The organism is Bacillus sp. 05T21, from assembly GCF_056396785.1.
This window is the reverse complement of the sequence record NZ_JBFTMD010000015.1, coordinates 102118-122538: the sequence shown is the minus strand read 5'-3', so window position 1 is coordinate 122538 and position 20421 is coordinate 102118. Positions and strand designations below refer to the sequence as shown.

Annotated in this window: 18 protein-coding genes and 1 riboswitch; of the genes, 9 read left to right on the top strand and 9 right to left on the bottom strand. The window is 36.4% G+C overall.

Annotated elements, in window-relative coordinates:
• Window positions 1-5: 5 nt before the first annotated feature.
• Window positions 6-1466, top strand: a complete 1461-nt coding sequence (locus AC1DKZ_RS22430; protein ID WP_476997059.1) for a YheC/YheD family endospore coat-associated protein — start codon at window positions 6-8, stop codon at window positions 1464-1466.
• A 16-nt stretch (window positions 1467-1482) separates the two neighbouring features.
• Here the strand turns inward: AC1DKZ_RS22430 and AC1DKZ_RS22425 are convergent, their stop codons facing one another.
• Window positions 1483-1728 carry a hypothetical protein gene (locus tag AC1DKZ_RS22425; RefSeq protein WP_002087367.1) on the bottom strand — a complete coding sequence of 82 codons (246 nt, stop codon included), beginning with the start codon at window positions 1726-1728 and terminating at the stop codon, window positions 1483-1485.
• A 654-nt stretch (window positions 1729-2382) separates the two neighbouring features.
• Here AC1DKZ_RS22425 and sasP point away from each other — a divergent pair.
• A complete protein-coding gene (gene sasP, locus AC1DKZ_RS22420; protein WP_000013349.1) occupies window positions 2383-2586 on the top strand; it encodes a small acid-soluble spore protein, SasP family in 204 nt (67 codons plus the stop codon).
• 51 nt (window positions 2587-2637) lie between these two features.
• Here sasP and AC1DKZ_RS22415 read toward each other — a convergent pair whose 3' ends face one another.
• The 5 genes from AC1DKZ_RS22415 to AC1DKZ_RS22395 form a co-directional block, all read right to left on the bottom strand.
• Window positions 2638-3372, bottom strand: a complete 735-nt coding sequence (locus AC1DKZ_RS22415; RefSeq protein ID WP_476997058.1) for an amino acid ABC transporter ATP-binding protein — start codon at window positions 3370-3372, stop codon at window positions 2638-2640.
• A gap of 28 nt (window positions 3373-3400) precedes the next feature.
• Window positions 3401-4099, bottom strand: coding sequence for an amino acid ABC transporter permease (locus AC1DKZ_RS22410; protein WP_033706449.1), 699 nt, complete (start codon window positions 4097-4099; stop codon window positions 3401-3403).
• On the bottom strand, window positions 4086-4883 hold the full coding sequence (locus AC1DKZ_RS22405; RefSeq protein ID WP_002010840.1) for an amino acid ABC transporter substrate-binding protein: 798 nt from the start codon (window positions 4881-4883) through the stop codon (window positions 4086-4088). The genes AC1DKZ_RS22410 and AC1DKZ_RS22405 overlap by 14 nt, the downstream gene beginning before the upstream one ends.
• Window positions 4884-5186: 303 nt before the next feature.
• Entirely contained in the window at window positions 5187-7187 is a 2001-nt protein-coding gene (locus AC1DKZ_RS22400; RefSeq protein ID WP_476997072.1) for an ABC transporter ATP-binding protein, read from the bottom strand.
• On the bottom strand, window positions 7184-8944 hold the full coding sequence (locus AC1DKZ_RS22395) for an ABC transporter ATP-binding protein (protein WP_476997057.1): 1761 nt from the start codon (window positions 8942-8944) through the stop codon (window positions 7184-7186). Before AC1DKZ_RS22395 ends, AC1DKZ_RS22400 begins: the two co-directional genes overlap by 4 nt.
• 784 nt (window positions 8945-9728) lie before the next feature.
• On the opposite strand from AC1DKZ_RS22395, the gene gapN reads away from it, so the two are divergent.
• The 4 genes from gapN to AC1DKZ_RS22375 all read left to right on the top strand — a co-directional run bounded on the left by gapN (window position 9729) and on the right by AC1DKZ_RS22375 (window position 14720).
• Window positions 9729-11168 carry an NADP-dependent glyceraldehyde-3-phosphate dehydrogenase gene (gapN, locus tag AC1DKZ_RS22390; RefSeq protein ID WP_002010835.1) on the top strand — a complete coding sequence of 480 codons (1440 nt, stop codon included), beginning with the start codon at window positions 9729-9731 and terminating at the stop codon, window positions 11166-11168.
• Window positions 11169-11345: 177 nt separating this feature from the next.
• A riboswitch (Lysine riboswitch) is annotated at window positions 11346-11527 on the top strand.
• Window positions 11528-11673: 146 nt separating this feature from the next.
• Window positions 11674-13098, top strand: coding sequence for an amino acid permease (locus tag AC1DKZ_RS22385; protein WP_219301324.1), 1425 nt, complete (start codon window positions 11674-11676; stop codon window positions 13096-13098).
• A 60-nt stretch (window positions 13099-13158) separates the two neighbouring features.
• The gene (locus AC1DKZ_RS22380) at window positions 13159-14358 is read left to right on the top strand and encodes an ABC transporter permease (protein ID WP_476997056.1); all 1200 of its coding nucleotides are present in this window, start codon (window positions 13159-13161) and stop codon (window positions 14356-14358) included.
• A gap of 158 nt (window positions 14359-14516) precedes the next feature.
• Window positions 14517-14720, top strand: a complete 204-nt coding sequence (locus tag AC1DKZ_RS22375; RefSeq protein ID WP_002010828.1) for a hypothetical protein — start codon at window positions 14517-14519, stop codon at window positions 14718-14720.
• Between the two features lie 51 nt (window positions 14721-14771).
• Here AC1DKZ_RS22375 and AC1DKZ_RS22370 read toward each other — a convergent pair whose 3' ends face one another.
• Window positions 14772-16034, bottom strand: a complete 1263-nt coding sequence (locus tag AC1DKZ_RS22370) for an MDR family MFS transporter (protein ID WP_256485630.1) — start codon at window positions 16032-16034, stop codon at window positions 14772-14774.
• A gap of 249 nt (window positions 16035-16283) precedes the next feature.
• On the opposite strand from AC1DKZ_RS22370, the gene AC1DKZ_RS22365 reads away from it, so the two are divergent.
• Both AC1DKZ_RS22365 and AC1DKZ_RS22360 read left to right on the top strand, forming a co-directional pair.
• Window positions 16284-18023: an ABC transporter substrate-binding protein gene (locus tag AC1DKZ_RS22365; protein ID WP_476997055.1), complete on the top strand. Its 1740-nt coding sequence runs from the start codon at window positions 16284-16286 to the stop codon at window positions 18021-18023.
• A gap of 181 nt (window positions 18024-18204) precedes the next feature.
• Window positions 18205-18723: a general stress protein gene (locus AC1DKZ_RS22360; RefSeq protein ID WP_476997054.1), complete on the top strand. Its 519-nt coding sequence runs from the start codon at window positions 18205-18207 to the stop codon at window positions 18721-18723.
• 54 nt (window positions 18724-18777) lie between these two features.
• On the opposite strand, the gene AC1DKZ_RS22355 is transcribed toward AC1DKZ_RS22360, so the two are convergent.
• Window positions 18778-19326, bottom strand: a complete 549-nt coding sequence (locus tag AC1DKZ_RS22355) for an NAD(P)H-dependent oxidoreductase (RefSeq protein ID WP_431181384.1) — start codon at window positions 19324-19326, stop codon at window positions 18778-18780.
• Window positions 19327-19349: 23 nt separating this feature from the next.
• Window positions 19350-19889, bottom strand: a complete 540-nt coding sequence (locus AC1DKZ_RS22350) for an ester cyclase (RefSeq protein WP_476997053.1) — start codon at window positions 19887-19889, stop codon at window positions 19350-19352.
• 169 nt (window positions 19890-20058) lie between these two features.
• Here AC1DKZ_RS22350 and AC1DKZ_RS22345 point away from each other — a divergent pair, with 169 nt between their 5' ends.
• Entirely contained in the window at window positions 20059-20397 is a 339-nt protein-coding gene (locus AC1DKZ_RS22345; protein WP_476997052.1) for a winged helix-turn-helix transcriptional regulator, read from the top strand.
• Window positions 20398-20421 lie beyond the last annotated feature (24 nt).

The window sequence follows — 20421 nt, the reverse complement described above, 5'->3', positions numbered from 1 at the left end:
CCCCGTTGAAAGAGCACATATATACATTAAGTATTTCAGATGAGCATCCAAATAGTATTACTTTACCTTACGTTTTTTCTATTACACCACCAATTACATCCTTTTTCTTTGGCTTACGTTATATTACATGTGAGAATATTAAAATTCATTATTCATTCACGCGAGAAATTATTATTGGCGAACAGATTGCAGCCGATCTTTTACTACCGCATTCGACGGCAATCCATGCCTTCTTACACAATCAAACCATTGTTTTCGGCCCATTAATCGGGATTTTCACAACTGGCTTTAACGATGATTCTAATTCTCCTTTAGGAAGTCGTTCCATCTCTCTCAGTGAGTTATTAACACCACCATTCACATTACAGCCATTTGTATTTGTCTTTGGCCTTCAACATATAAACTGGGAAGAGGAAACAATTGAAGGGTACTTCTTTCAAGAAGGAAAATGGGTAAAAAACAAAGTCCCTTTACCAAATGTCATTTACGACCGTTTACCAAATCGGCAAGCAGAAAATTACAAACCTATCGTAAGAGCAAAAAAACGTTTAGAAAGCGACTATGCGATTCCGTGGTTTAATCCGGGATTTTTCAATAAATGGGAAGTGCATCAACTTTTAATGAAAGAAGATTCAATTAAACCATTCTTACCAAATACAGAAGTATTTCAACATTTTGAACAAGTAGAACGACTTCTCGGTACGTATAAGTACATTTATATGAAACCAATACACGGTAGCTTCGGAAGAAATATTCATCAAATACTCTATTCTCAAACTGATAATTGCTACTATTGTCGTTATCGTGAAAATGAACAAAACAAACTAAGAAAGTATCAATCATTAGAAGCCCTTCTTAACCATGTGTTAAAAGGACATGATTTAAAAAAGTTTATCGTACAACAAGGTATCTCACTGCTCCGCTTCGAAGGGCAACCCGTCGATTTTCGCATTCATACAAATAAAAACCATTTTGGTAATTGGGTAGTCAGTGCAATCGTCGCAAAAATCGCCGGCAAAGGTAGCTTAACAACTCATGTAAATAGCGGCGGTGATACGAAATTACTTCAGGAACTATTTCCTGATTCAACAAAGCAAGTTCAAATTGAAAATAAACTAAAACAAACAGCCTTACAAATCAGTTATGCACTTGATGGGCAAGTAACCGGGAACATTGGAGAAATTGGTTTTGACATTGGTTTAGACACCACGGAAAACCCGTGGCTATTTGAAGCAAATTCTAAACCGGGGCGAACTGTATTCCAAGATGAAAAGTTAAAAGAACAAAGTGAACTTACGCGCCAATTATTTTATGAATATGCCATCTATTTAACTGAACACTCTTTGCGCGACACGAAAGAAAAAATGTCGCAAATAAAATCAGATCCTTCGTCACATACCGAAAACATCCCTTCCCCTATGATTAACTCACAAATACAAAAACAAAAACTTCCACCTCCTTCATAAGGTGGAAGTTTTTTATTTAAACGAGCTTCACTACAACTTCAGTTTCCACATTACATACTCCGCAATAAAAAACATGATTGCAATACTCCTGTGAATTATTATGTGTTAAACCGTCTACTGCACTTAATAATTCTTGATCCATATATGCACTGTAATCGTCTATGTAATCTACAGTTTTCCCATAATCTTGGAGTATACCTTGGCAATTTTGACAAGAATATGTTTGTGATTCTAGCGCGTTGCAAAGCGGGCAAATTCCCATCATGATTCCTCCATACGTTATCGTTTAAAAACAATTAAAAAGCCCTTTTTTTAGATTGAAGAGAGCATCTAGCCGTGCATAGACGCGATCAGTTCCTTTTTCTACCCTACCCTGGGTTAAAACAGAACTATGCAGTTGTTGCCGTTTAATTTTCATTTTACTAAGCTTTAATTTATCTCACTTTAATTACATTTTCGTTTAAAAGCTTCTTTTTTAGATTAAAGAGAGCATCTAGCCGTGCATAGACGCGGTCAGTTCCTTTTTCTGCCCTGCCCTGGTTTAAAACAGAACTATGCAGTTGCTCCCGATTTAATTTTCATTTTACTAAACTGGAATTTGTCTCACTTTAACAAATCATAAGTTAAGTAAGCCAAGCTGGTTATACAAAGAAAAAAACGCATATGATTTCGCTCTTAGTTTAGCCTTCTTTCTTAAAAATACAACGATTACTCTTATTTCATAATTTACGAAATGACGAAATATTTTTTTACAAAATTTACAAATTATTTTTTTGTATATCTTTCTAGGTAACATCCATACTATGAGTACAAACTTAATTACCGATGGATTAGCGCCAAACGGGGCGATAATCTGGTTCAAATCCAGCTAGTCCAACCAAAAAAATTTTTATAACTCTAAGGAGGATATATTCCTATGGCAAACCAAAGTTCTTACAATCAATTAGTAGTACCAGGTGCAACAGCAGCAATCGATCAAATGAAGTACGAAATCGCTCAAGAATTTGGTGTACAATTAGGAGCAGATTCTACGGCTCGCGCTAACGGTTCTGTTGGTGGAGAAATTACAAAACGTTTAGTTGCAATGGCTGAGCAAAGTCTTGGCGGATTCCAAAAATAAATATATATGGCAAAAAGGTCTCAGGGCATATGCCCTGAGACCTTCCTTAATTTACTGCAACATTTGTAAAAACTTCTTCGTTCGTTCTTCTTTTGGATTTGTAAATACATCTTCCGGTGTACCTTGTTCGACAACGACACCGCCATCCATGAAAATAACACGGTTCGCAATTTGATGAGCAAAGCGCATTTCATGCGTTACAATGACCATCGTCATTCCTTCTTTAGCAAGTTCTTTCATAACCTTTAAAACTTCTTGAACTAGCTCAGGATCAAGTGCTGACGTTGGCTCATCAAATAGTAAAACTTCCGGCTCCATCGCAAGCGCACGAGCGATTCCAACGCGCTGTTGTTGTCCACCTGATAATTGGAACGGATATAAGTCTACTTTATCCGCAAGACCAACTTTTTCAAGAAAATAGTTTGCTTTTTTCTTCGCTTCTTCTTTCCCCATCTTTTTCACTGTAACGAGCCCTTCCATTACATTGTGAAGTGCTGTTAAATGCGGGAATAGATTATGGTGCTGGAATACCATACCTGTTTGCGTACGAAGATTTACAATATCTTTCTTCGATACTTTTCGAGAGAAATCGAGCTCTTTATTGCCGATGCGAATGTTACCAGCGTTCGGCGTTTCTAACACGTTGAGACAACGTAAGAATGTCGTTTTACCAGATCCAGATGGCCCGATAATAACAACCACTTCGCCCTTCTCAACTGATAAGTCTATATGTTTTAATACGGTATTATCTCCGAAACTTTTTTGTAAATGTTGAATTGAAATCATAAAAACAAAAACTCCTTTTATGAAAGGGTTATTTTAGAGTATAACGTTCTGAACGTTTTTCTAATATTTGTTGCACGATAGATAATAAGAAGCAAATTACCCAATAAATTAGACCTGCTTCAAAATAAACAATTAAAAACTCATAGTTCATTGCCGCAATTTCCTGCGCTTTTCGGAACATTTCTGTTACTAAAATTAACGACGCTAATGAAGTATCCTTCACTAAACTAATAAATGTATTCGAAAGCGGCGGAATTGATACGCGTGTTGCTTGTGGTAAAATAACACGTTTTAATGCTTGCGGGTATGTCATCCCAATTGTGTAAGCTGCTTCCCACTGTCCTTTCGGGATTGAAAGGATAGAAGCACGAATAATTTCAGATGCATATGCACCTACATTTAATGAAAATCCAATAACTGCTGCTGTATATGGCTCAACTTCAATATTAAGAGTTGGAAGACCATAGAAAATAATAAATAACTGTACAAGAAGTGGCGTTCCGCGAATGATAGATACATAGATACGAGCAATCCATTGTAAAATACGACTACCTGAAATACGTGCGAGCGCTGTTAACGTCGCAAGTATAATACCGATAATAAATGTAATAAGCGTTAACGGAATTGTCGTAAAGACAGCTTCCTTCAGCATAGGCGCGAAGGAAGTCTGCATAATATCTATCCAAGTAGACAATCGATCTGACATCAATGCGCTACTTAGATACATTTTCACCGAACCATTTTTTCGTTATTTTATCGTACGTACCATCTTTTTTCATATCTTCTAACGCTTTATTTACTTCTTGTACAAGTTTGTCGCTACCTTTACGGAATAAGAATCCACTTTGTGACGCTTCTTTTTCTGTATCTACAATTTTAATTTTTGCATCTTTTTTCGTTTCTAAATAGTTTAACACTGATAATTTATCATTGATTGTGAAATCAACGCGGCCAGAACTTAATAATTCTGCTGCTTGGCTAAATCCTTCTACACCTGTGATTTCCGCACCATTTTTCTTAGCAATATCTGCGTAGTTACTTGTTAAAGATTGTGCTGCTTTTAATCCTTTTACGTCAGCAAATGTAGCAGGTTTATCTTTATCTTTCGCAACAACTAATGCTGCTGAAGAAGAAATATATGGACTAGAGAAGTCATATTTCTTTTGGCGATCTTCACGAATACCAACTTCGTTCGCAACCATGTCGAAACGTTTTGCATCTATTCCTGCAAGTAAGCTATCCCATTGTGTTTCTTTAAATACAGGCTTTACACCTAAACGTTTTGCAACTTCTTCTGCTAATTCAACGTCAAACCCAGTTAATTTATCGTTTGTATCGTGGAACGTAAATGGTGGATATGTACCTTCTGTACCAATTACAAGCTCACCGCTTTGTTTTATCTTCTGTAATGCATCTTGATTAGCTGTATCTTTTTTCTCTTCTTTACCRCAGCCCGCTACAATCCCAATCGCTAATGTAGTTACTGCAAGCACTGAAAATAACTTTTTCATGATAGTAGTCCTCCAAGTATTCTGATAGGAATTTAAAAACTATATTGATTGTATGCAATTTCGAACAATTTTTCAATGAAAATGTTCTTATTTAGTTTAACCTTTTTCTTCATAATCAAACAAAATGGAAAAATAGCGCTACATACAAAAAATAAGTAACATTTTTTAATATAGCATTTATAAAGAAAAAGGTAAAACAATACCTACTTATTTATAAGTTTTTCAGCCGGTGAAATATATTAACTTCTAAGCGGACAATCCGATCAAAAAAGAACTTGCGAAAATCGCAAGTTCTTCTAAAAATTAAGCACTCTGGTTTCCTTCCATTTGCGTTTTATACATATCGTAATAACGCCCGCGCTTTTTCATTAATTCATCATGGGAACCTTTTTCCAAAATCGTTCCTCTATCAAGCACAATAATTTGATCAGCGCTCTTAATTGTTGAAAGACGATGAGCGATAATAAACGTCGTTCGTCCTTTCTTCACAACTTCTAGCGCTTGTTGAATCATCGCTTCTGTTTCTGTATCAATACTGGAAGTCGCTTCATCTAAAATTAAAATAGCAGGATCAAAAGCAAGTGCCCTAGCAAACGATATAAGCTGACGTTCTCCGGTTGAAAGTGTACTTCCTTTCTCCGTAATTTTTTCATCTATATTGTTAGCAAACCTTTCCGCACCAACATCTCGTAACGCCTTTACGATGCGATCTTTTGAAATTTTTTCATTTTCTAAGCTTACATTGGATGCCACTGTCCCGCTAAATAAAAACGGATCTTGCAATACAATTCCCATATGTTCACGTGTTGCTTGTTTCGGCATCTCTGTTACATCGTGACCATCAATCGTAAGATTCCCTTTTTGAAATTCATAAAACTGAAAGAGCACATTCATAATGGAACTTTTTCCTGATCCAGTATGACCGACAAGTGCCACTGTCTCCCCTTGTTTCGCTTCAAAAGAAATATTTTTTAATACTTCATCTTTTCCATTATAAGAAAATGAGACATTATCGAATTTCACATTTCCGGTTAAGCGAGGCATACGTTCTTCTTCTACTGCCTCTCCCTTTTCCTCTAGCAATTCAAAGACGCGCTCTGATGCAACACGCGATTGCTCTAAGTTAGCAAGTTGGTTCACCATGTTCGTAATTGGCGAGAATAACCTCGTTAAATAATCGACGAAAGCATACAGTATCCCTAGAGAAAGGAGGCCAGAAGCACTTAATGAAGCACCACCGAAATACCAAATTACACCTGTAAAAGCGATATTTCTTAATACAGACACTAAATTATGCGAAGTTGCTGCATTTAAATTTAAAATTTTATTTTGATATTTAAAATAATCACCATTTAACTCTTCAAATTCCTTCTTCGTTTCATGTTCTTGACGAAATGCTTGAATAATTGGCATCCCTTGAATTGATTCATTCACTGTTCCGTTAATATCCGATAAACGCGAACGCATTTTATGATTGTATACAGACGCATACTTTCTATACATAATCGCCCAAACAATTAAAATTGGGATGATAAGTAAGCATAGCGCCGCCAGTTTTACATCAAGTAAAAATAGCGCAGCGAAAATCCCGATAATATAGATGATACTAGAGACAAATGTCGCAAGCACTGTTACATATAAATCACGAATCGCTTCTGTATCATTCGTTACACGTGATACAATTTTCCCTGCTGGTAAATGGTCAAAATAACGAATTGGCAACGTTTGAATATGGGAAAAGACGTCTTCCCTCATAATTTGAATAATTTTGTTTGCCGCCTTCTGTAAGAAGAACTGCTTTCCGTATGCAAATAATGATACGACTACTAATAAAGCGAAATATCCACCGCCAAGTAGTAATAACCTATTTATTTCTGGTTTATAAAACGCAAATACTTCTTCTTTCGTTAAGGCTTTCGATTTATACACTTGCACTGCCTTACCACTTTGTACTGTAAGCACATCACCCTTAACAGAACGAGTTCCTTCAAGCGTTATTTTATTCGGTACAAAATAGTACTGAAAACCAACTTGAATCACTCGGACTTCTTTCCCTTTTTGCTCACCTTGTTCAAAGCGATCACTTCGCTTATAAAAGGCGCCATTATATGAAACAGCATCCTCACTCTTTTCTGTTTCATACCAGGGTCTCTCTATTCCAACGATATGCTCATCGATCATCGTTTTTGCGACGAAAGGACCCGCGAGTTCTGCAATAACGAAAACAAATAGCATCGCCATCGCTGCAAAAATCGGCCCTTTTACTTTCATCGCGTATTGAAACAATCGTTTTGAAACACTCAYATTTTCACCCCACTATCCGTACTTTCACTTTCACCTTGTTGTCTTTCGAACTGCTCTGCATACCAGCCCCCATTTCGAATGAGCGCTTCATGCGAACCTTCTTCAATAACCTCACCGTTATCCATAACGAGAATCCAATCAGCATGCTGCACTGCTGACAAACGATGCGTTGTTATAATCGTCGTCTTCCCGCTTCTTTCTGTTCGTATGTTTTCAATAATTGCCGCTTCAGTACGAGCATCAACAGCTGATAAAGAATCGTCCAAAATTAAAATTTCCGGATTTTGAATAACAGCCCTCGCAATCGAAATCCTTTGCTTTTGCCCACCTGATAAAGAAACACCTTTCTCTCCAACGAGCGTTTCTAAACCTTCCGGTAAAAACTCTAAATCCTTTTTAAACGCAGCTATTTCAATCGCTTTTTCAAGTTCTTCTTCAGTCGCTTCTCTATTTCCGAATAAAATATTTTCCTTCGCTGTTTTTGAGAACAAAATGTGTTCCTGAGGTACATACCCAATCCAGCCAAGTACGTTATCATTCGTAATTTTATCTAGCTTCACATCAGAAACCGCAATATCCCCTTCTCCAAGTGGATATTGACGAAGAAACTGACGAACGAGCGTCGTTTTCCCGCTTCCTGTTTTCCCAACAACTCCAAGTGTCTCTCCTTGTTTTAATGAGAACGAAACATTTTTCAAATTTGTTTCAATTGATGAAGGATATGAAAAAGTAACGTTATCAAATTGAATGTAATCTGGCTCTTGTACAACCTTTGGATCTTTCGGACTCTTTACATCCGGTTCATAAGCTAACGTTTCATTTACACGGTCGAGCGACGCATTTCCTCTTTGCATAACATTAATCAATTCACCAATTGCAAACATCGGCCAAATCATCATCCCTAAATAGACGTTAAAAGAAACGAGCTCGCCAAGTGTCACCTTTGATTGGAATACGAGATATGCACCGTACACTAAACCAATTAAATAACTAAGACCGACGAGCATTTTCACAGTCGGCTGGAATAATGCATCGATTCTTGCTACTCTCATATTTTTCTCGTATACGTCATCTCCTAACTGATGAAACCTTTCTTGATCAGCGTTCTCCTGTACATACGCACGAATAACGCGTACACCCGCAATTGATTCAAGTACTTTATCGTTCATATCCCCGAACGCATCTTGCGCGACTGTAAATCTTTCATGCAACTTCTTTCCGTATCTATTCATCGCATACGCCATAATCGGAAGTGGTATAAGTGCAGCAAATGTTAACTGCCAACTAATTGAAAAGCCCATCATACAAACGATTGTAAGCATATATAGACTAGAATCAACGAGCGTTAATATACCAAAACCAGCTGTCATGGAGATTGCTTTTAAATCATTTGTCGCTCTCGCCATTAAATCGCCAGTACGATTTTTTTGATAAAACGTCGGTGTCATCTTAAGTAAATGCCCCATAAATTTTGAACGCATCGTTTTCTCAAGTACGAACGCACCGCCAAATAGTTGGTGCTGCCAAATGAAAGTAAGCACATACCCACCAATCGTTACCCCAAGTAAAATAAAAATATATTGCATAATCGCCTCGTTCGTTAAGGCTCCCGTTTTAATATTATCAATTGTAATTCCTAACACTTTCGGAGGAATTACCTCTATCACGTTTACAATTAAAAGTACCCCAATTGCGATACTATACCTTTTCCAATGCTCTCTAAAAAACCAGCTTAACTTTAGTAATACTGAAAACAATATAACCTCCCCTTTCTCGTTCCCGTTTGATTCACATTTCTTTACCCGCTATCCAAACCCATCACATTTACATTTCGTAAGCCATACAATTTCATCACATTTTTCCACCTTCCAAATTCTGATTTTTTATAGTAACAAGGAAAATAAAGTGAAACTTTAATCAGTGGGGGTTTTGTTCATTCCCCACTGATTATTAGCCTTCACCAATCGGGCGTTTACGGGCAGCCCGACTCCCATCCCAACTTCTTTGCTCCAGCTGAATTTTGAGGCGGGAGTCTTACTGCCCGCAAATAGCGGGATAAACAAAAAAAAGCATACCGCCGCTTTGACGATATGCAATAGAATGCATAAAAGCGTACGTTACGATATACGCAACGTACGCTTCTCATAAGACAAAAAGGTCCTATATATCCGCACGGGTTGCGTAATGATATGAATGTTTTCCGCCATTTAACAGAGCTAAGCCCATTACATTTACGATTACAATCATTACGCACACCCCCTTCATTTATTTTCCATTTATAATCTTACAACTTTATTGAGTATTCTGTCAATTATTTTTTTCGCTTTAGAATAAAATAATTTTTTATCACAAAAAATAAAAGTGATGCATTCTGCTTATAATTCAGCTTGAAATAAGAGAATCTTCTGTAAGAAAGGGCATACAAAATAAAAAAATAGTAAGAAATCGTTTTCACAAACATTTCATTTGAAAAATATTATCAAACCACCTACAATCACCTTATACTCACTCTTACAAGTTGCTATTTTAGGAGGACTAATCATGACAACTAGCAATACGTACAAATTTTATTTAAACGGAGAATGGAGAGAAAGCTCTTCAGGTCAAACAATCGACATTCCATCTCCATACTTACACGAAGTAATTGGGCAAGTACAAGCAATTACTCAAGGAGAAGTAGATGAAGCAATTGCATCTGCAAAAGAAGCTCAAAAATCATGGGCTGAAGCTTCTCTACAAGATCGCGCAAAATATTTATATAAATGGGCTGATGAGCTCGTAAATATGCAAGATGAAATTGCCGATATCATTATGAAAGAAGTCGGTAAAGGCTATAAAGATGCGCAAAAAGAAGTCGTTCGTACAGCTGACTTAATTCGTTACACAGTTGACGAAGCACTTCACATGCACGGTGAAAGCATGATGGGTGATAGCTTCCCTGGTGGATCTAAATCTAAACTTGCGATTATTCAGCGCGCACCACTTGGTGTTGTATTAGCAATTGCACCATTTAACTACCCAGTAAACTTATCTGCTGCAAAACTTGCACCAGCACTTATTATGGGTAACGCTGTTATCTTCAAACCAGCAACTCAAGGTGCAATTAGCGGTGTTAAAATGGTTGAAGCACTTCATAAAGCTGGCCTTCCAAAAGGTCTTGTAAATGTAGCTACAGGACGCGGTTCTGTAATTGGTGACTACTTAGTAGAACATCCTGGCGTAAATATGGTATCGTTCACAGGTGGTACAAATACAGGTAAACATTTAGCGAAAAAAGCTGCGATGATTCCACTTGTATTAGAACTTGGTGGTAAAGATCCTGGTATCGTTTGTGAAGATGCAGACTTACAAGAAGCTGCAAAGCATATCGTAAGCGGTGCATTCTCTTACTCAGGTCAACGTTGTACAGCTATTAAGCGTGTACTTGTACATGAAAATGTAGCAGACGAACTAGCTGGCTTATTAAAAGAGCAAGTAGCTGAACTATCAGTTGGATCTCCAGAACAAAACAGCACAATCGTTCCATTAATCGACGACAAATCTGCTGACTTCGTTCAAGGTTTAATTGACGATGCTGCTGAAAAAGGTGCAACAATCGTTATCGGTAACAAACGTGAGCGCAACCTAATTTACCCAACATTAATCGACAACGTAACAGAAGAAATGAAAGTTGCTTGGGAAGAGCCATTTGGCCCAATCCTTCCAATCATCCGTGTTTCTTCTGACGAACAAGCGATTGAAATTGCTAACAAATCAGAGTTCGGTCTGCAAGCAAGTGTCTTCACAAAAGACATTAACAAAGCATTTGCAATTGCTAACAAAATCGACACTGGTTCTGTTCAAATTAACGGACGCACAGAGCGCGGCCCTGACCACTTCCCATTCATCGGTGTAAAAGGTTCAGGTATGGGCGCACAAGGTATTCGTAAGAGCCTTGAGTCTATGACTCGTCAAAAAGTAACTGTATTAAACTTAGTATAATCTTATATGTAGCAGCTGATCTAATATTTAGGTCAGCTGTTTTTTAGTTAAAATCCTCCAGGACCTAATAACAAATTCTTCTCTATAATCTGATTATTACTATATCCATTGACGTATAAAAATACATTTGTTACTCTTAAACATGTTAATTTAATACATAAATCCTCATTCGTATCTCGGTGAGGTAGAGGTTGCAATCATTAAAAGTATCATTTCAGGAGATGTAGTGGCATTGATGAAGAAATGAGAAAGGAATGATTGCCGAAGTAAGTCGTGTCCACCATGCACGCTTGCTGGGTCTGCATTTAATAAGTGCAGAACTGTCACAAACGTTTCGTTTGTGGAGAGCTATCGAGAGGTATGTCGTGGGTTTCTTATAAGATAGAAAGCATGTAGCGGCAAATTACGTGCTTTTTTTGTTTTGTTTGGACCTTCTCTTCCTTATCAGGAAGACATACATATCTCCTCGCTTGACTTGGTTATACTAACTTTGGAGGTATTTTCTATGCAACAAAAAAAATGGGGCTTTTGGGTACTAACAGCTTTCGTTGTCGGTAACATGGTTGGCGCTGGTATTTTCATGGTGCCAAGTACGTTGGCACAAACAGCAAGCCCACTCGGTGTCACTTTAGCTTGGTTAACAACAGGATTTGGTGTTTTAATGCTAGCTCTTGTTTTCGGTAATTTAGCAATTCGTCGTCCTGATTTAACGACAGGACCACAAAGTCATGCATATGCTTTATTCTCAACACCAAAAAGAAAGAAAATGGCTGGTTTCAGCATGGTGTGGGGATATTGGGTTGCAAACTGGGCAAGTAACGTTGCCATCATTACATCTTTCGCGGGATATTTATCACTCTTCTTCCCGATTATGAAAGATACGCGACTATTATTTTCAATCGGCTCGTTCGATATAGAAGTTGGAAAGCTCATTACATTTACTATTTGTTCCGTCTTACTATGGGGCACACATTTAATTTTAACAAACGGTGTAAGCGGAGCTGGGAAGCTCAACTTCCTAGCAACGACAACGAAAGTAACTGGATTCCTTCTATTCATCATTGTTACGTTATTTGCGTTCGAAGCTTCAAAATTTGGACAATGGTACACACCAATGATCGATAAAGAAGGCGTATCACATGGCCTCCTTTCACAAGTAAATTTAGCGGCTCTTACAACGCTTTGGGCATTTATCGGGATTGAATCAGCCGTTCTTTTATCAAACCGAGCTACCTCTCCAAAAACGGTAAAACGCGCAACTGTTGCAGGATTACTTATCACAGTTGCAATTTACTTAGGAATTACAATTTTAACAATGGGTGTACTTCACGTTGATAAATTACAAGCTTCTGAACGTCCATTAGCAGATGCATTAAACGCTGCAATGGGTCATGGTGGCGGGAAACTTATGGCATTACTTGCTCTTACTTCCCTATTCGGTTCAATATTAGGCTGGATTTTATTAAGCTCTGAAGTACCTTATCAAGCAGCCAAAGAAGGTTTCTTCCCTTCCTTCTTTACAAAAACAAATAAAAAAGGAAGTCCAATTTACTCATTACGATTAACAAACATTATGTCGCAAGTGTTCTTATTCTCAACACTATCTGGAACCATTGCGGAAGCTTATACATTCGTTATTACAGTATCAACTTTAGCCTACCTCATTCCATATCTCGTTTCACCAATCTTCCAGTTAAAACTGGTCGCAACTGGTGAAACTTATAAAAATGAGTTACGGGCAAGAATTATAGATGGTGTGGTCGCAGTTATTGCAATTTGCTATGCACTATGGGTTATTAAAACAGGAGCATCCGATATAAAAACATTTCTTCTCGGAATTGGTTTATTCGGGATTGGCTTTGCCTTCTATCCATTAATGAATCGTGATCAGAAAAAAAATAAAGAAAAGAAAAACGAGCAAGTTGCGTAACGCAATTTGCTCGTTTTTTACTTTACAAAACATATATAATAGAAAAAAGAGGTGAAAAACATGTCAATCGAATCACTATGGAGCTCTCGCTTTCAACAACATATTCAAAATGCCATCACATACTTTGCACGTATGATTAACGGTTTACTATATAGCTTCATCTTCGTCTCATGTGTAGGTGCATATTATTACGCTAAGTTTCTTAAAACGGATCCTTCTAAAGGAATATCTCTATTGCTTATTACAATCGTCTTAACAGCGATTATAACGAGATGCCCAATACGTACATTTATTCAAAAGCCCGATGCTGTCTATTTACTAGCACTAGAAGAGAAATTAACATCTTATTTTAAAAAATCTCTTCTATATAATTACATCATTCAGCTTTTCCCGCTTATATTTATGTTCCTTGTTATCGTACCGCTTGCCATGCAATCATTACAATTAACCGTACCTTTTTTATGTACAATCTTTATAATTTTAATGATTCTAAAGGGCTGGAACATATACATACATTGGATGTGGCGTGATAGTTATGAAAAAAGCATATGGTTTATCATTCGCATTGCTTGTAACGCCCTGATCATTTACATGCTGTTTTATACTGCAAATATGATCGTATTAGGCGGACTACTCTTACTTCTTGCTTTCCTGCTTCTATACACGAAGAAACAACCTACAAAACGAATACCGTGGGATTACATAATCGAACAAGAAGAAAAAATGGACGTTCGTTTCTATCAATTTGCTAGCATTTTCACCGATGTTCCGCAACTGAATAAGCAAGTAAATAAAAGAAAATGGCTTACAAATTGGATTGAACCTTTACTACATAAAAAACAAGCTACTTTCTTCTATTTACATACACTTGCATTTTTACGTGGTAATGATTATTTCGGTATATATATTCGCTTGGGGGTAATCGGTGCTTTCATCCTATATTTTGTTCCGAATATATACGTAAAAGGTGCTATCGTTTATATCATCCTATATATGATTTCTATGCAGCTTCGTTCTCTGTGGAAATATTTTTCGGGAAATATTATTGTAGCATTATATCCAATTGATACTGAAGAACGAATGAGTCAATTTCTCAGCTTAATTTTCATATTGCTAAGTATTCAACTCATTGCATTTTCAAGTGTTATACTCATTGCTACAGGACAATTACTACATGCTTTGATTATTATTCTAATCGGCGTACTTTGGATAAAGTTTATTATTGTACCAAAAACGAAGAAACGAATTTCTTCATTTTAACGAGAAAAGAGGCTGTACATAACAGCCTCTTTTCTCGTCCTAAAATTTATAATCACTTTTCATAGGCATTTCTCATATAGTGAAAATGACTATACAATTCCTATCCATACGTTAATAATGATTTCGCACATATAAATAAAAAAGATAGGAGCTCTATTATGAACAACAATCCGCCTGCAACGCCCCAGAACAACTCAGAAGAAAATAGCCGTGACATTAAATTGCAAACATTACGAGTCATCGGACTCATCGTCCTTATTAGTGGTTATATCCTCGTCGCTCTCTCAGAAGTAGGTGAGCTGAAAACCTTATTAACAAACCCTAACGCCAATCCTGATTTAGCTGAAGTTGATCCGTTTTAAAAATTATATAAAAAGCGGGTCCCAGTATAACTGGTTCGCTTTTATATAGTTTCATCCAATCTGAGAAACATTTCCTTCATTCTGATACTTCTCTTTCCCTATCGCCTTCATAAATAATAAAATACTGCTCATACCAACGATGAAATATAGAGCGCTCATGCCCCAAGATGCAATAAATGAACCTAGCATAACACCTAATGCCCCATTCATTTTTGCCACTTGAAAGACCATTCCGTTAATCGCCATATATGAACCTCTTGCCTCATTTGGCACCATATCCGCCATTATAGATTGACGAACCGGCACATACATCATCTCTCCTACAGTTTGGAAAAGCCCTGCGATTAATAAGATCCATAAACTATTGCTCGTTCCGAGTATTGTAAATCCAATCGTGTAAATGAATAAACCAACATATAAAATTTTCAAATCGTTGAAGCTTTTCAGCATTTTAATAAGAAGCGCTGTACATAACACAACTAAAATTGTATTCTCTGCCGATATCCAGCTGAGCATTCGAATACCTGTTAAATCGAATGTAAAACCATTCCCGAAGAAAAAGTGCACCGTTTCAAATTCCTTCTGTAAACGTATCCCTAAATAATTATTAATTTGAAACTCTAACGATAGTGTACATATACTTGCTGCACAAAAAATTAAAAACGCTCTATCTTTCATCACGACTTTATAACTATCTGCCATATCTTTTAATACATTTTTCTTCTCCACCGTTTTTCGTGCCACATACACTTCTTCCATATATACAGCCATCACATATAAAGTAATAACTGCAATAACTGTTAATCCTATAAACAATTGCAATCTATAGTTCTCAAATAGTAATCCGCCAAATATTGCTCCAATCGCAATTGATAAGTTAATAGCCCAGTAGTTAATACTGTACATCACTTTTCGATTTTCAGGTGTACTCACATCTATCAACATCGCTTCCGTCGCTGGATTCATAAGTCCAGATCCTAAACTATTCACTAACATAAACACAAATGTTAGCCACGGTGAATCTACATAATCTGAGTTTGCAATTCCCATACAAGCAATGGAAACGACTTGTATACTTTGGCCGATAATCATTACTTTTTTACGACCGAGCCGATCTCCAACATACCCACCATATAAACCGATAATTAATGCTGCTAGCACATTGATCAGTAATAAAGCACCAGCAATCGCACTACCTAATTTTATTGAAAAGTAAATTGCCATAAATGGAAAAATCATTGTGGATACAGTGCGTGTTAAAAACGAAGTTATAATTCTAATTTTTATATTTCGGTGCATACTCCAAAATCCCATTGTTTCCCCCTCCTTATGCTTATTCATTTTACTTTGAAAAAGAGGAAGAAAAAGGTTAGAATATTCTAAAGAGTTTCCCCTTTTATCAAACATTAACGGGCAGTAAGACCCCCACCTCAAAATTCAGCGAAAGCAAAGAAGTTAGGCGGGGATCAACTGCCCGTAAAAGCCCGATTGGTGAAGGCTAATAATCAGTGGGGGATGCCCCACTGATTAAAGTTTCACTTTATTATAGAAGGAAGTGTACATATGAAAATTATGGACTATTACATTAGACTAAGGCTACATGCACAAGATCAACAACATATACGAAATAGCTTACAAGAATTAGCGGATGTTTTATATTGCAGTACGAAAAACGTAAAGATTTTATTAAAGAAAATGAACGAGGAGCAATTAATTCACTGGACTCCAGGACGAGGCCGCGGGAATAAAACAGAAATCTTATTTGCACATAGTTTCCTAGAAGCAATTGAATCCTATACAGATGAACTGTTAGCGCAAGAAAAATTAAAGGATGTTTTTCTTCTTTTAAAAGAACCTCTACCCCTTGCACTTCAAAAAAAGATAGAAAATAAACTACATCATCATTTTGGATACAAACCTTCAAATGATATGTACGACATATTGAAGATTCCTATATCAAGAAAGATATTCCCATTAGATCCGGCTTTTGTGGCTGTAACTACGGAGAGCCATCTTACGAGTCAAATTTTTGATACGTTAGTCGTTTATAATGATGTTACTGAAAAAATGGAACCACACATTGCACATACGTGGGAATTAAGTGCAGACGGGCTTACGTGGACCTTTTATTTACGAAAGGATATACATTTTCATAACGAAACAGTTTTAACTTCTAAAGATGTACAATTTTCATTTGAAAGATTAAAACAAATCCACTCCCCTTTCGAATGGTTAACAGAAGAAATTGTTCAAATTGAAACACCATCACCACTGCAAATACGATTTCATTTAGCAAAACCTAACGTTTTTTTCTTACGTTATGTGAGTTCCATGCAACTCGCAATTTTACCGCATGATGCAGTTATTCAAAATCATCACTACATAGGTACTGGACCTTTTAAACTTACTCATTACTCTGAAGACAATATCGTACTCGAAGCGTTCACCCATTATTTTAAAGAGCGTGCGTTATTAGACCGTATTGAATTTTGGGGTATTCCTGATCATTTGCAAATAGATGCTGATTATGAACTACCAAATGAAGAGGAAAATGAAAGGCATGATATACAAATAGAAGAAATAGGTTGTATTTATGCTAGCTTCAACTTTACAAAACCTGGTCCCCACCACGACATTTATTTTCGTAAAGCTTGGAGAGAAATATATGACGTTAAAACGATACTTCGTAATATAGAGGGGCGACGAACCATTGCTGCATCAAGCTTTTTTCCTGAAAGAAGCCGCCAAGTTCCTAACAGGTCCTACTCTTTAGAAAAAGCGAAAGATTATTTAAAAAAGAGCACCTATAATGGCGAAACGATACATATTTATTTCTTCGCATTTAAAGATAGTGCAAATGATGCACATTTCCTAAAAGAACGCTGCGAACAATTAGGAGTACACGTAGAACTTCACCCATTTCTCGTTTCAGATTATATGGATCGTTCTATTGATAAACATGCGGATATTATTTTCATGGGGGAAGTATTTGCTACCGATCATGAAATTGCATTTTTAAATGTATTTAAAAATAAAAGTTGCTTCGTAAATCGATTCATGGACCCACACTATGCAAAAAAAATTAATTGTTTACTTGATACCTTTTTATTAGAAGACAATAAAGAAAAACGGTATAAGCTCATGTATGAGATTGAAGAGTTTTTACAAGCTGAAAACATCATTTTATTTAACTATCACGTTTTAAAAAGAAAAACATACCCTTCTTCTTTAAAAAACGTAACAATTGATTCATTCGGTTGGGCGAATTTTGCGAAGTTATGGATACAGCCATCCACGTATTAAAATATGAGTTTTTATAAAGTGAAACTTTAATCAGTGGGGGTTTTGTTCATCCCCACTGATTATTAGTTGAACCAATCGGGCTTTTACGGGCAGTTGATCCCCCACCTAACTTCTTTGCTTCCGCTGAATTTTGAGGTGGGGGTCTTACTGCCCGTTAATGCGGGATAAAAGGAGAAGAACCATGAAAAGCAACCTAGAAAAAAGACTTTCCTATCTATACACAGGTGAGTTATTTTCAGTCATTACTTTTATTTTCACAAGTTACTTACTTAATTATGCTTATCCTACGTTACATTTATATTCCCTATTTTCTTTTTGGATCTCATTTCTTCTTTTAGAGTTTATCTTATTACAAGGAGCAATTTACTGGTACGTAAAGCGGAAACGACTAAAAAAAGAGAAAACATCTACTACACCTATTAGGATGATTCAATATTTAAAAGTACTTAAAAAGATAAATATAGCATTGATTGTCACGGGATTTATTACGTTTACTATTGATTTTGTAATTTGGTATCCCCACTTACCTTTAGGCGGGGTATCATTCACTCTATTTATTTATATTTTTGCATTACTTGAGTACATTAACTATTATCATACTCAACTTTCATACGATAACATCTCTGATATTAAACATTTAATCAAATCAAAAAAACTAAAACCGTCCTGTATGAGTAAAGATTTTCAACGTATTTCATGAAAGAGAAGGTACTACATCCTTAGTAGTACCTTCTTCACATACAGATACAAACTATTATTTAATTACTCTATCTAAGTGATCTCTCAAGTTCAATAAATATTGCTCAATATCCGGATTTTTCACCACATCATAACAAGCAAAACTCTTTAACGGACTCATACCAAGAAACTTCTGCACACGATGTAAATGACTAAGTGCTGATTCTAAACTTTCTCCTTCAAAGAACTTCGTCTTATCTCCGAATGCTTTTTCAGGTGCGTTCCAAGTTGTAGAAAACATATACTGCTTCTCTTTTAATAAACCACCTGTTCCGTATTCATCTGCACCTTTAAAGAACAAACCGTATTCATACACTTCATCCATATATGTTTTAAATAATCCCGGTACACTAAACCAGTAAATAGGTGTTTGATAAATTACAACATCAGCCCATAAAAACCTCTCTTGTTCGTCCTTAATACTATAGCCATCTTGAATCGTTGTTGTTTTCACATGATGATTCTCGCTTAATACAGTTACCATATAATCTACTAACGTTCTATTTAATCGTCCTTCTTTCGTACCATATTTTTCATGTCCATTTATAATCAATATATTTTTCATCACTTTTCTCTCCCCTATATGATCTACTCTTCAGCTATTAAGCCGAGTTGCTGCTTCAGCGTAAGATTATCTTCTAAATGCCAATCTTCCGTTACCTTTCCGTCTTTCACATGTAAAATATCAATTGCAAAAAAATTGATTTCCTTATCATTATGAGTTCCTGTAAAAGAAAGACGAGCCGTTACTTTATCACCAGCAACTAGTAATTCTTCAATCTCACAATGTATATTTGGAACGACTTTCCGAAAATTTTGTGCCGCAAATTTTAATCCTTCAGTGCCTTGTGGGCGGCCTTTCGGCAGTGTATTATCGAAAAAATTTTCAGTAACAGTCTGCGGAATAAGCTCCTCTTTACCTGTATCCCAAAATGCATAAAAACGCTGAGCTGCATGCACGATTTCTGTCGCTTCCTTTTTACTTAATGAAGAATCAATTGTCATTGCTTTTGGCTTCGGCATTTCCTTTACTAACTGAATTTCAGTTTTTTTCTCACCACTACATGCTACAAGCACAATACAAATGACAAAAAAACTAAGAAGCATAAACAACTTTTTCATACCCATGGAAATCACCTCCTCCTCATACAAACCCTTTGTATTTCGTATTGCTATTGTATATGCAATAACTTCCTTTATGGAAGTAGTGATATTTTTTTCATATAGTTACTAAAAAGATAGTTTTGTGATACGATAAGGCAAATTCATTCAAAAAATTTTTATGGAGGCTATTTCCATGAGCAATATAGATCCAGTTGTATTAACGAAAGGTTTATCTGGTATACCTTGTCCTATCGCTAAAACGCTTGACGTAATTAGTACAAAATGGACGTTTTTAATCATTCGTGACCTTCTTATCGAAGGAACTTTACGCTTTAGTAATTTACAAAAATCAATGGATGGGATTAGTCCGAAAACTTTATCGCTTCGCCTAAAAGAATTGGAAACGCAAGGAATTATAACGCGAAAAGTATACCCAGAAGTTCCGCCTCGTGTAGAGTACACATTAACGGATAAAGGAAAGCAATTAGAGGGGATATTTATTGAACTAAAGCGGTTTGGATTAAGTTTATAAACGAAAAGCCCCTTACCATAAAAA

Coding starts and splice junctions, on each gene's coding strand:
- AC1DKZ_RS22425 (WP_002087367.1), bottom strand. CDS start 1,728: ATGGGAATTTGCCCGCTTTGCAACGCGCTAGAATCACAAACATATTCT.
- sasP (WP_000013349.1), top strand. CDS start 2,383: ATGGCAAACCAAAGTTCTTACAATCAATTAGTAGTACCAGGTGCAACA.
- AC1DKZ_RS22415 (WP_476997058.1), bottom strand. CDS start 3,372: ATGATTTCAATTCAACATTTACAAAAAAGTTTCGGAGATAATACCGTA.
- AC1DKZ_RS22410 (WP_033706449.1), bottom strand. CDS start 4,099: ATGTATCTAAGTAGCGCATTGATGTCAGATCGATTGTCTACTTGGATA.
- gapN (WP_002010835.1), top strand. CDS start 9,729: ATGACAACTAGCAATACGTACAAATTTTATTTAAACGGAGAATGGAGA.
- AC1DKZ_RS22385 (WP_219301324.1), top strand. CDS start 11,674: ATGCAACAAAAAAAATGGGGCTTTTGGGTACTAACAGCTTTCGTTGTC.
- AC1DKZ_RS22380 (WP_476997056.1), top strand. CDS start 13,159: ATGTCAATCGAATCACTATGGAGCTCTCGCTTTCAACAACATATTCAA.
- AC1DKZ_RS22375 (WP_002010828.1), top strand. CDS start 14,517: ATGAACAACAATCCGCCTGCAACGCCCCAGAACAACTCAGAAGAAAAT.
- AC1DKZ_RS22370 (WP_256485630.1), bottom strand. CDS start 16,034: ATGGGATTTTGGAGTATGCACCGAAATATAAAAATTAGAATTATAACT.
- AC1DKZ_RS22365 (WP_476997055.1), top strand. CDS start 16,284: ATGAAAATTATGGACTATTACATTAGACTAAGGCTACATGCACAAGAT.
- AC1DKZ_RS22360 (WP_476997054.1), top strand. CDS start 18,205: ATGAAAAGCAACCTAGAAAAAAGACTTTCCTATCTATACACAGGTGAG.
- AC1DKZ_RS22355 (WP_431181384.1), bottom strand. CDS start 19,326: ATGAAAAATATATTGATTATAAATGGACATGAAAAATATGGTACGAAA.
- AC1DKZ_RS22350 (WP_476997053.1), bottom strand. CDS start 19,889: ATGGGTATGAAAAAGTTGTTTATGCTTCTTAGTTTTTTTGTCATTTGT.
- AC1DKZ_RS22345 (WP_476997052.1), top strand. CDS start 20,059: ATGAGCAATATAGATCCAGTTGTATTAACGAAAGGTTTATCTGGTATA.